Annotated in this window: 9 protein-coding genes and 1 tRNA gene; 5 read left to right on the plus strand and 5 right to left on the minus strand. The window is 75.2% G+C overall.

Annotated features, from left to right (window positions below):
* Positions 1–41: 41 nt before the first annotated feature.
* Positions 42–1880 (minus strand): EAL domain-containing protein, encoded by a 1839-nt coding sequence (locus AB0O40_RS28400; protein ID WP_365047643.1) that lies wholly within the window; start codon positions 1878–1880, stop codon positions 42–44.
* Between the two features lie 395 nt (positions 1881–2275).
* Between AB0O40_RS28400 and AB0O40_RS28405 the strand changes: the two genes are divergently transcribed.
* The gene (locus AB0O40_RS28405; RefSeq protein ID WP_365047646.1) at positions 2276–3517 is read left to right on the plus strand and encodes a M6 family metalloprotease domain-containing protein; all 1242 of its coding nucleotides are present in this window, start codon (positions 2276–2278) and stop codon (positions 3515–3517) included.
* 62 nt (positions 3518–3579) lie between these two features.
* Here the strand turns inward: AB0O40_RS28405 and AB0O40_RS28410 are convergent.
* The 4 genes from AB0O40_RS28410 to AB0O40_RS28425 form a co-directional block, all read right to left on the minus strand.
* A tRNA-Lys gene (locus tag AB0O40_RS28410) sits at positions 3580–3653 on the minus strand.
* Positions 3644–4303, minus strand: coding sequence for a bifunctional DNA primase/polymerase (locus AB0O40_RS28415; RefSeq protein WP_365047649.1), 660 nt, complete (start codon positions 4301–4303; stop codon positions 3644–3646). The genes AB0O40_RS28410 and AB0O40_RS28415 overlap by 10 nt, the downstream gene beginning before the upstream one ends.
* Positions 4304–4506: 203 nt before the next feature.
* Positions 4507–4854, minus strand: coding sequence for a hypothetical protein (locus AB0O40_RS28420; protein ID WP_365047652.1), 348 nt, complete (start codon positions 4852–4854; stop codon positions 4507–4509).
* 259 nt (positions 4855–5113) lie between these two features.
* Complete coding sequence (locus AB0O40_RS28425) at positions 5114–5707, minus strand: histidine phosphatase family protein (protein WP_365047655.1); 594 nt, start codon at positions 5705–5707, stop codon at positions 5114–5116.
* Between the two features lie 173 nt (positions 5708–5880).
* On the opposite strand from AB0O40_RS28425, the gene AB0O40_RS28430 reads away from it, so the two are divergent.
* From AB0O40_RS28430 to AB0O40_RS28445, 4 genes are read left to right on the plus strand one after another with little or no spacing between them, the layout of a single operon-like run.
* On the plus strand, positions 5881–6741 hold the full coding sequence (locus AB0O40_RS28430; RefSeq protein ID WP_365047658.1) for a phosphatase PAP2 family protein: 861 nt from the start codon (positions 5881–5883) through the stop codon (positions 6739–6741).
* Entirely contained in the window at positions 6734–7906 is a 1173-nt protein-coding gene (locus AB0O40_RS28435; RefSeq protein WP_365047673.1) for a hypothetical protein, read from the plus strand. Before AB0O40_RS28430 ends, AB0O40_RS28435 begins: the two co-directional genes overlap by 8 nt.
* Positions 7903–9498, plus strand: a complete 1596-nt coding sequence (locus AB0O40_RS28440; protein ID WP_365047661.1) for a hypothetical protein — start codon at positions 7903–7905, stop codon at positions 9496–9498. Before AB0O40_RS28435 ends, AB0O40_RS28440 begins: the two co-directional genes overlap by 4 nt.
* 47 nt (positions 9499–9545) lie before the next feature.
* Positions 9546–10901, plus strand: coding sequence for an AAA domain-containing protein (locus AB0O40_RS28445; RefSeq protein ID WP_365047677.1), 1356 nt, complete (start codon positions 9546–9548; stop codon positions 10899–10901).
* The last annotated feature ends 265 nt before the right edge of the window (positions 10902–11166 follow it).

Raw genomic sequence — 11166 nt, forward strand, 5'->3', positions numbered from 1 at the left:
CTCCCCCCACCCCGCGCCGAGCCACGGAGCGCCCCGGCCCCTCACACCAGGGGGGTCGGGGCGCTCCCGTGCCCGGTGGGGTAGGTGGTCCGGCCGATCATCTCCGCGATCCGCTCGGGGGCCACGGCCCGCGAGTACAGCCAGCCCTGGCCGGTGTCGCAGCCGACCCGGCGCAGCCGGGCCGCCTGGCCGGCCGTCTCCACGCACTCGGCGGTCACCGTCAGCCCCAGCCGGTGCGCCAGCTGCACCAGCGCCTCGACGATGGTCTCGTCGGCCGGGTTGGGGTGGGTGCCCTCCTCGTAGCGGAAGCCGCGGACGAAGGACCCGTCGAGCTTGAGCACCGAGACCGGCAGCCGGCTGAGGTAGGCGAGGTTGGAGTAGCCGGTGCCGAAGTCGTCGATGGCGATCCGCACGCCCATGTCACTGAGCGCCTGGAGGGCCTGGAGCGGCCGGCCGGCCGAACCCATCACGGCGGACTCGGTCAGTTCCAGCTGGAGCAGTTCGGGGGCGAGCCCGGTCTCCGCAAGGATCTCCGCCACGTCGCCCACCAGGTCGGAGTCCCAGACCTGGCGGACGGCGACGTTGACGCTCACGAACACCGGGACGTCGGCCGGGTGGTCCAGCTGCCAGCGGCGGGCCTGCCGGCAGGCGGTGCGCAGCACCCAGCGGCCCAGCTGCACGATCGAGCCGTCCTCTTCGGCAATTCCGATGAACCGATTCGGCGTCAGTGTCCCGAATTGCGGGTGATTCCACCGGACCAGCGCCTCGACCCCGCGGACCGCGCCGCTCTCCAGGTCCACCAGGGGCTGGTACTCCAGTGCGAACTCGCCGCGTTCCACGGCCGGCCGCAGGGTGCTGGAGAGGGCCTGGCGGGTCATCCGGTGGGCGTTGCGCTCCGGGTCGAAGAGGGTCCACCGGGCCTTGCCGTCGGCCTTGGCCCAGAAGAGGGTGGTGTCGGCGGCCTGCATCAGACCGGTGGCGGAGGTGCCCTCGGTGGCCCGCTCCACCACCCCGATCGAGGCGGAGACCGAGAGCCGCTGGCCGGCCAGGTCGAAGGGCTCCTGGAGCGCGGCCAGCACGGAGCGGGCCAGGTCGGCCAGTTGCTCGGTGCCGGTGGAGTCCTCGACGAGCAGGGCGAACTCGTCCCCGCCCAGCCGCGCCACCAGGTGCCCGCCGGGCCGCCCGTACGGCGACTGGTCGGCGCACTGGGTCAGCCGGGCGGCGACCGCGGTGAGCAGCCGGTCGCCGACCCGGTGCCCGAGGGTGTCGTTGACCGCCTTGAAGCCGTCCAGGTCCAGGTAGCACAGCCCGATCCGGCCGGTGCCGCCCTGGTCGTACGAGGAGGCCTCCAGGGCCGAGGAGAGCCGTTCGAAGAAGAGCGCCCGGTTGGGCAGCCGGGTCACCGGGTCGTGCATCTGGAGGTGGCGCAGCCGGGCCTGGAGGTCGCGCCGGTCGCTGATGTCCGCGACGGAGAGCAGGACCTCGCGGGTGCCGGGCATCGGCCCGAGGGTGACCTCGGTCCACAGGGAGTGCCCGTCCGGGTGCTTCAGGCGCCGGGTGCAGCGCAGCCGGGCCTGCCGGCCGCGCAGCACTTCGAGGTACGCCTGCCAGGTCCGGGCCTCCGCGGCGAGGTCCACCAGCTCGGCGGCGGACCGGCCGCCCAGGGAGTGCGCCTCGCCGCCCACGAGTTGGGCGAGGGCGTGGTTGGCGGCCACCACCAGGCCGTTCCGGTCGACCACGGCCATCGCGAGGTGGGCCGCGTTGAACGCGGCCGCGTAGTCGCGCAGTTCGGCCGCGGACCGACCGACGGTGTGACGCTCCGTGACCGTTGGTCGGATGCCGTCGGCCGCTGAACCGGGTCCTTCTGAGGTTCCGCTCACCGCTCGCTCCCGCAGTGCAGTTGACTCGTACAGGTCGGTCCTGGACCGCCGGCCGGCGGCACCGGCCGGATGGGGGAGGCCGCCCCCGGGGGCGGCGTCCGTGCTGGAAAGTGTGCCGATCATAGAGGCTGCCGCGAGGGGCTATCCAGCGGCGCCGCCACGCGCATCCGGTACCCCGATGGGCGGTACCACTTCCGCGACCGATCGTTTCTGCGCGGCTGTGCGCGAGCCTGTGCGGACCTGAACGCGACGAGTCGTCATCTGATCGTCTGTGACGTTAAGTGAGGCAGCTTCGCGGCGGCCCGCTCACTCTTGTGGGGCACTGGAACAGGACATAGGGAGGAAAATCAGCACAAGGTGGGTGGGATGTTCCGAACCCCTCACCGGAGGTCGACGTGCCGCGACAGCAGACACCCGGGGGAGTGGAGCGCTACCGCGTCCGCAGTGCCGCGGCGACCCTCACCTCCCTGTCGGCCCTCGCCGCGATCTCCCTCTTCGCCGGACCCGCGGTGGCCGCCCCGCAGGGTGCCGGGCCCTGTGCGCTGACCCGGACCGCGGCCCACCACTCGCTCGGGCTGGACAGCTGGAACGGCGCCTACCCCAAGCCGGCCCGGACCCTGGACGCCGTGATGGTCTTCCTCTCCTTCCCGGACGCGGCCCCGGCCGCCTCCCCGCAGGAGCTGACCGGCGACTACTTCCCCGAGACCAGCGACTTCTTCGCCCGCGCCTCCTACGGGCGGTTCCGGCTGGTGCCGCACCCCCAGCAGCAGTGGCTGAAGATGCCCAAGGCGTCCACCGCCTACCGGATAAAGCGGGACTGGGACGCCGCGGACCGGGCCGCCTACCTGCGGGACGCCATCGCCACGGCCGACCGGAGCGTGGACTTCAGCCGGTACGACGTCGTCTACTTCGTCGCCGACCCGGACGCCCCCGGGGTGGACTCGGACGCCACGAAGGTCGTCAACTTCGACCGCCCGGTCCAGGTGGACGGCACCGACCTGCGGCGGGTGGTCACGGTCTTTGAGCACCACCCGCCGGACCGGAACGTGCTCGCGCACGAGACCGGCCACGTCTTCGACCTGCCCGACCTCTACCACCGGCCGTCCGACGGCAAGGGCGACTGGGACACCTATGTGGGTGACTGGGACGTCATGGGCAGCCAGTTCGGGATGTCCCCCGACCTGTTCGCCTGGAACAAGTGGAAGCTGGGCTGGCTGGGCTCGGCCCAGGTGGACTGCGTCCGCGACGGCACCTCCCTGCACACCCTCCAGCCGCTGGGCCAGCCCAACCCCCGCGGCGGCACCGGCGGCACCCGGCTCGCGGTGGTCCGCACCGGCCCCGAGACCGCGGTGGCCATCGAGGCGCGGGGCTCGGCGGGCAACGACGGGGACACCTGTACCGAGGGCGTGCTGGTCTACAAGGTGCGCAGCGAGGCCTCCTCGGGCGGCGGCCCGATCGAGGTGATGGACGGGCACCCGGACACCGAGGCCTGCTGGGACCGTTCGGTGTACCCGCCGCTGGCCGACGCCCCGCTGGAGCCGGGGGAGACGTACACCGTGCCCGGCGAGCGGATCCGGATCGAGGTGGCCGACCGCACGCCCTCGGGGGCGTACACCGTGAAGGTCACCACGACCTGAACGGAGGCCCGCGGCACAACGAAGGAAGCCCCCCGCTTGCGCGAGGGGCTTCCTTCGTGTCGTGCGCCGCCAGGGACTCGAACCCCGGACCCGCTGATTAAGAGTCAGCTGCTCTAACCAACTGAGCTAGCGGCGCCTGCTGACGTCGTAGACATTAGCACCCTCATCCGCCGGAGGAAAAATCGATACCCGCACGGCCTCGGCGGATGCCGCCCGGGCCGCCCGGACGCAGGCCCACAGCAGTACCTCGGGGCCCGGCAGCCACGGTGCGCGCGAGTCGGGGGCCACCAGCCAGCGGGAATGCCCGCCGGCGGGCTCCGGGGCCAGCGCGGGCACGGTCACCGCGTCGCCCCGGCCGTGGCAGAGCGGGGCCGGCACGGAGTCGCCCCACTCCTCCCAGTCCAGCAGCGAGGGGAGCCGCTGGGCGGTGCCGGGGGCGGCGAAGAGCAGCATCCGGCCGCGGTGCACCGCCACCGGCCCGGAGCCGGGACCGGCCTCCCAGAGCCGGTCCAGCATCCGCCGGCCGAAGACGACGGGGACGTTGACCACGTCGAAGGCCGTGCCGCAGGGCAGCACGGCCGGGGCGGTGGGCCGGGACTCCCAGAGGGAGAGCGTGGAGCGCGGGTGCGCCGAGGCGGAGGCCAGCCAGGCCGCCCCGGCCGGGGTGACCAGGGTCGCCCGGTGCCGGTCGATGACGTCCGCGGCCAGCAGGCCGAAGACGTCCGCCCGGGCCGGGGTGCCGGTGGCGCGGGCGGCGGCCGTCTCTTCACGCAGCGAGGAGTCCATGGCTCCACATGTACCGGGTGTGGCGGATCCGACGCGAGGAGTTGCCGGAAACCGGGACAGGGGCGCGGCGCGAGGAGTACCTTGCCCTCCGGCATATGCCGCCGGTACGGACAGATGTACGGAAGCCCGGGACGCGCGAAAGGCGCCGGCCCGCTCGGCCGGCGCCCCGTCCTGGCGCTCGTGCTGCTCCCGGAGCCGCCCGCCTAGCCGCGCGGCTCGGTCTCGCCGCGCAGCAGGCCCTGGCCGAACTCGATCATCTTCAGGGCGTAGTCCTCGGTCCAGTCCGCGCGCTCGGCGATCACGGCGGCGGACAGGCTGTCGAACCGCCGCGGATCGGCCAGCTGGGCCGCCGCCACGGCCTGGAACTCGGTGGCCCGGTCGTGCGCCGCGCGGAAGGCCAGCGTCAGCTCGGTGGCGCGGCTCAGCAGCTCGCGCGGGTCGTCTATCGATTCGAGGTCGAAGAAGTGCTCCGGGTCCGCGACCGCCTCCGCAGGCTCGAAGAGCAGCTGTGCGGGCCGCAGCCTCCGCTCGGCGCGCTCGGCCTCAGCCATGCGTGTCCTCCTGTGCGTCCTGTGCGTGTCCTCCCCCGGACTCCGTCCGGAGGCACCCCCATGGGCCGTGGCCCCCGCGATGCCGGGCCACCCTCCATTGTCCAACGCCGCGCAAGAGCGCCCCATTCGGGAGCGCGGCCAAGAGACGCGTGCGCGGCTGAGGGATGTGTGGGGGAGGTGCTTGACAGGGGGTGGCCTGCAGGCCACCCCCTGTCAAGCACCGGGGGACCCGCACATCCCGACCCCCCGGCCTCCTCCCTCACACGTCCAGATGCCCCGTGTCGTTCCACCGCTCCAGCGCCGGCATGCCGTACGCCCAGCCGAGGACCGAGAGGGAGGTGGGCTCCAGGCGCAGGCGGGCGCCGAAGGAGGCGGGCTCACCCAGCCAGCGGGCGCCGAGGGTGCGCAGGAAGTGGCCGTGGGCGAAGACCAGCACGTCCCGGTCGCCGGCCCGGGCCCACTCGATCACCTGGTCGGCGCGGGCTGAGATGTCCGTCACGGCCTCGCCCTCCGGCACCCCGTCGCGCCAGATCAGCCAGCCCGGCCGGACCGCCTGGATCTCGGCCGGGGTCATGCCCTCGTACGCGCCGTAGTGCCACTCCATGAGCAGGTCCCAGGGCTCGGCGCGGTCGCCGAAACCGGCCAGCTCGCAGCTCTCGCTGGCGCGCACCAGGGGGCTGGTGCGGACCTCGAGGTCCAGCTCGGACCAGGGCGCCCGGGACAGCCGCTCGCCCAGCAGCTTGGCGCCCCGGCGTCCCTCGTCCAGCAGCGGGACGTCCGTCCGGCCCGTGTGCTTCCCGGACAGCGACCAGGCGGTCTGTCCGTGCCGGGCCAGCAGGATGCGGGGTGCCATGGGGACCCTCCAGGGGCGGGACCGGAGCGCGGTCGTCCGGTCGAGCGTGCGTCTCGGTCAAACGGTTCAAACGGGTCATTCGGGTAAATCCGACAACCCCACCATCATCGCGCACCGCCGGTGCTCGAATGAACAAAGTCTGAACCTTTAGTTGCCTCGGGCATCATGGAGGTATGCTGACGCGGATACGAGAAAACCGGCCCACCCCCAGATGGTGGGCCGAACTGCTGCTCATCGCCCTCGTGTACGCCGCGTACTCATGCGGCCGGCTGCTGGCCCGCGGTGACGTGAGCGCCGCGCTGGACCACGGCCGCGCCATCCTGCACTACGAATCCGTGCTCGGGCTCGACTTCGAGCGGACGCTCAATCCGCAGTTCACCCGGCACGGCTGGCTGGGCATACCCGCCGACTTCGCCTACGCCACCCTGCACTACCTGGTCACCCCCGCCGTGCTGGTCTGGCTGTACCTGCGCCGCCCCGCCCACTACCGGCGGGCCCGGACCTGGCTGATGGCCTCCACCCTGCTCGGCCTGGTCGGCTTCGCGCTGCTGCCCACCGCCCCGCCCCGGCTGATCGGCCCCGGCCACGGCTTCACCGACACCATGGCGCACTTCGCCTCGTACGGCTGGTGGGGCGGCGAGGCCAGCGCCCCGCGCGGGCTGGGCCACCTCACCAACCAGTACGCCGCCATGCCGAGCCTGCACGTGGGCTGGGCCCTGTGGTGCGGCATCCTGCTCTGGAAGTACGGCCGCAACCCGCTGCTGCGGGGCCTCGGCGCGCTCTACCCGGTGATCACCCTGCTCGTCGTCATGGGCACCGCCAACCACTACTTCCTCGACGCCGTCGCCGGCTGCGCCGTCATGGGACTGGGCGCCCTGGTCGCCCACTGGATCGGGAGATTCCGTACGAAGCCCCCGGCTGTCAGTGGCGGATGGGACACTTCCGCGGGTGAGCGCCTACCCGCCCAACGACAGCCGGACGACGCGACCGCCCGGCCCGGCCCCACGCCCTCCGCTCCGGCAGCGACTGGCTGAGCTGCGCGGCCCGGCCGTCCCCCCGCGTCCGCTCGACGCCCGGGCCCTGGCCGCCCTCGCGGCCAACCCCGGCTGCCGCAGACGCGCCCTGCTCGACGGCGCCGGGGTCGACAAACCCGCGCTCGCCACCGCCCTCGGCTCCCCGGCCGCCTACGGCCAGTCCCAGTTCGCGATGGTCCGCGGCAACTCCTTCGAGGCCAAGGTCAAGGCCGACGGCGGCCGGGAGCTGCTGCGCCTGGTCGCCGAGCGGCTGGGCGGCCCCGCCGCCCCCGCCCCCGAGGACGCCCTGCTGCCGGACCTGACCGCCGCCGGCCCCGAGGGCCGGGCCGCCCGCACCGCCCTCGCCCTGCGCGAGGCCACCGCGGCCGGCGGCTGGGCCCTGCTGGACCACCCGCTGCTCGCCCTGGAAGTCGCCGGCACCCCCGCCTTCTTGGAGCCGGACGCCGTGGTCGTCCGCCCCGACGGCCGCTGGACCGTCGTCGAGATCAAGTCCTTCCCGCTGCTCGACGGCTCCGCCGACCCGGCCAAGGTCGGCGCCGCCGCCCGCCAGGCCGCCGTCTACGCCCTCGCCCTGGAGCGGACCGCCGCCCTGGTCGACGGCGCCTCGGTGGACCACCGCGCGCTGCTGGTCTGCCCCAAGGACTTCTCCAACCTCCCCACCGCCGCGCCCGTGGACATCCGCAAGCAGCGCTCCGTCACCCGCCGCCAGCTCGACCGGCTCACCCGCGTCGAGGAGCTGGCCGACGCGCTGCCGGCCGGCACCAGCTTCGACACCGAGCGGCCCCGCGAGGAGCTGACCGCGGCCGTCGAATCGGTGCCCGCCGCCTACGCCCCCGAGTGCCTGGCCGCCTGTGAGCTGGCCTTCCACTGCCGGGACCGGGCCCGCGCCGAGGGCTCGGTCACCGCCCTGGGCCGGGGCGTCCGCGGCGAGCTGGGCGCGCTGACCACCGTCGGCGCGGCCCTGGCCGCGGCCGCCGGCCGGGAGTCCGACCCGCAGGACCCCACCGCCCAGGCGCTGCGCCGGGCCGCCCGGCTGCGCGCGGAGGCCCTGGCCGAGGCCGCCGCCCGCGGGCGCGCCGAGGACCCCGCCGGGCCCGGCGCGGACCCGGGCGCCGCCGTCCCGGCCCCCCGCCGGACCGAGCCGTCCCCGGAGGATCCCGCATGAGCCTGCTGACCACCCTGGCGCGGCTGGAGGCGGTCGAGGCCGGGCGGGCCGTGCCGCTGGCCACCGTCCGCCACCGCCACCTCTCCGACCGCCCCCTGGTCCTCGTACCGCTGACCACCGCCGGTGAGGCCGGCGCCCCGCTCGGCGCGCTGGCCGGCACCGACCCGGACCGCCCCGAGCTGTTCGTCGTCCCGCAGCCCCGGGACCGCGACCTGCGCTGGCAGTTCCTGGCCGGCCTGGCCGGCACCGTCCTGCCGTACCTGGAGGGGTACGCCGACGCCTTCGAGACGCTGGAGCGCACCACCACCGACCCGGTCACGAAGGAGAAGGTCCCCACCACCGTCGAGCTGTGCCTGGACGCCCCGCAGATCGTGGTGCCCAACCGCGCGGGCGTGGAGTACGTCCGGCTGCTCGGCCGGTCCATGCGCTTCCGGCGCACCGCCGAGGACGACCCGGACACGCCCTACCCGGCGCCGCCGCGGGTCCCGCTGCTGGGCCGCTGGTTCACCCACCTCGGCGAGCGCGCCCGGGTGCCCGGCTCCGCGCTGCTGCTGTCCGCCACCGACCTGCTCGGCCGGCACTGGGCCACCGGCCAGAGCACCCTCGAGGACCAGCACCTCGGCGCCCTGCTCGGCTGGCTCGACCCGCCCGCGGGGGAGTCCGGCGCGGCCCGCGCGCTGCTGATGGAGACCGGCCGGGACGCCCGTGGGCAGCTGCTCTGCCCGCCGGCCGGCCCGGCCACCGACCCGGCCTTCGACAACCGCCTGCTGGCCCCGGCGATGGCCCGGTACGACGCCGCGCGGGCGGCCGACCCGTACCGCGAGGCGGCCGTCGGGAAGGCCGAGGAGGAGGTCCGGGAGCTGCTGCTGGGCCAGCTGCTGCCCACCTGGCGGGCCGTGTGGCGGGCCCTGGAGCTGCTGCGGGAGCTGCCGCCGGGCGCCCGCACCGCCGAGCGCTGGGCCGCCGACCGCTGGTCCTACACCGGCCACCGCGACCGGGTCGCGGCCGGCGAGCCCCCGCAGCCGCGGGTGGACGACGCCGTGACCGCCGCGCAGAAGCTGGCCCGGCGGGAGAGCGAGCAGGCCCGGCTCGAGGCGCAGGAGGCGCTGGACGACCCGCTGGTGATGGCCGGCCGGCGGCTGGCCGGCGAGGCCTTCGCGGGCGAGGTCACCGAGACGGTCATGGAGTGGACCGAGTCCAAGCGCCCCAGCCCGCGCCCGCTGGTGCTGCTCGCCACGGACGACCTGCCGCAGCTCGCCCCCGGCGCGAAGCTCTACCGCTCGCTGGCCGGCCGGCCGCAGAAGGCCGAGTTCGTCCGGTACGAGTCCGAGGGCGCGGGGCCGGCCGGGGACGACGGCCGGATCCTCGTGCTGCGGCTGCTCGACAAGATGGGCCGCGGCCGGGAGCCGGAGCCGGGCTCGGTGCCCGAGAAGGGCGACCGGGTCTGCTGGACGCTCTTCGAGCACGACAGCCGCTCCGGCCCCAAGCTGCCCGAGCCGGAGGACACCCCCTGGACCCACGGCGGCCCGCCCGGGTCCCGGGCCACCGGGGCCGACGCACCCGACGCCGTGACCAGTGAGGACGTGTTGTGAACCCGACCGCGCACCCGGCGGACCCGGCGACGGATCCGGCCGGGCGGCTGCTCGGCGGGCCGCGCAGCCCCGACGCCGGGCTCGACCCCGGCGCCGCCGCGGCCGCCGCCACCGCCGCGATCCTGCGGGACACCCTCGACGGCCGGCACCGCGGGGTGGTCGTCGACTCCCCGCCCGGCGCCGGGAAGTCCACCCTCGTGGTGCGGGCGGCCCGGGAACTGGCCGCGGCCGGCCGCCGGTTGATGGTGGTCGCGCAGACCAACGCCCAGGTCGACGACCTGGTCCTGCGCCTGCACGAAGCCGAACCGGAGCTGCGGGTGGGGCGGTTGCACAGCAGCGACGCCGACGCCTTCGACCCGGCGCTGGCCGAGCTGGACTCGGTGGCCCTGTCCGCCAAGGCCGCGGACCTCGCCGGACTGCCGGTCGTCCTGTCCACCGCCGCCAAGTGGGCCCACGTCCAGGGCGCCGAGCCCTGGGAGCACGCGATCGTCGACGAGGCGTACCAGATGCGCTCGGACGCGCTGCTGGCCGTGGCCGGACTCTTCGAGCGGGCGCTCTTCGTGGGCGACCCGGGGCAGTTGGACCCCTTCAGCGTGGTCGGCGCGGAGCAGTGGGCGGGGCTGTCGTACGACCCGTCGGCCAGTGCGGTGGCCACCCTGCTGGCGCACAATCCCGGGCTGCCCCAGCACCGGCTCCCGGTGTCCTGGCGGCTGCCCGCCTCGGCCGCGCCGCTGGTCTCCGCGGCCTTCTACCCGTACACGCCCTTCCGCAGCGGCACCGGGCCGGGCGAGCGGCGGCTGTCCTTCGGGGCGGCCTCGGACGGCTCGGGCCCCGACCGGGTGCTCGACGAGGCCGCCGAGAGCGGCTGGGGGCTGCTGGAGCTGCCCGCCCGGCACACCCCGCGCACCGACCCGGAGGCGGTCGCGGCGGTGGCCGCGGTGGTCCGGCGGGCGCTGGATCGGGGTACCGCCGCGGTCAGCGAGCGCGCCCCGCAGCCGGTACCGGTGACCGCCGACCGGATCGCGGTCGGCACCGCCCACCGCGACCAGGCCGCGGCCGTCCGGGCCGCGCTGGCCGGGCTCGGGGTCACCGGGGTCACGGTCGACACCGCCAACCGGCTCCAGGGCCGGGAGTACGACCTCACGGTCGTGCTGCACCCGCTCTCCGGCCGCCCCGACGCCACCGCCTTCCACCTGGAGACGGGCCGGCTGTGCGTACTGGCCTCGCGGCACCGGCACGCCTGCGTGGTCGTCGCCCGCGCCGGCATCGCGGAGCTGCTGGACGACCACCCCTCCACCGAACCGGTCCAACTGGGCGTGGCCGTCCGCTTCCCGGACGGCTGGGAGGCCAACCACGCGGTCCTGGCCCACCTCTCGGAACACCGGGTGCCCTGGACGCCGTAGCCGGTGCCCGGCGCTGCCCCCCGCCGTTCCCTTGCCGGCCTGGCTGGGGGACTTCGAGGCGACCGTCGCGGAGCGGCGGTGCGGGTCCGGGCTGCGCCCGGCATACCCAGCCTCGCTGGGGGCACCTCCCAGCGGTAGCTGGGGGAGTTTGAGACGCGGGGTTCGGGGCGGAGCCCCGCTGTACCCCCTTCCTTCCAGCCTCGCCGGCGTTTGAGGCGACCGTCGCGGAGCGGCGGTGCGGGGTTCGGGGCGGAGCCCCGCTGTC

The organism is Streptomyces sp. NPDC089919, from assembly GCF_040684615.1.
Lineage (GTDB): Bacteria > Actinomycetota > Actinomycetes > Streptomycetales > Streptomycetaceae > Streptomyces.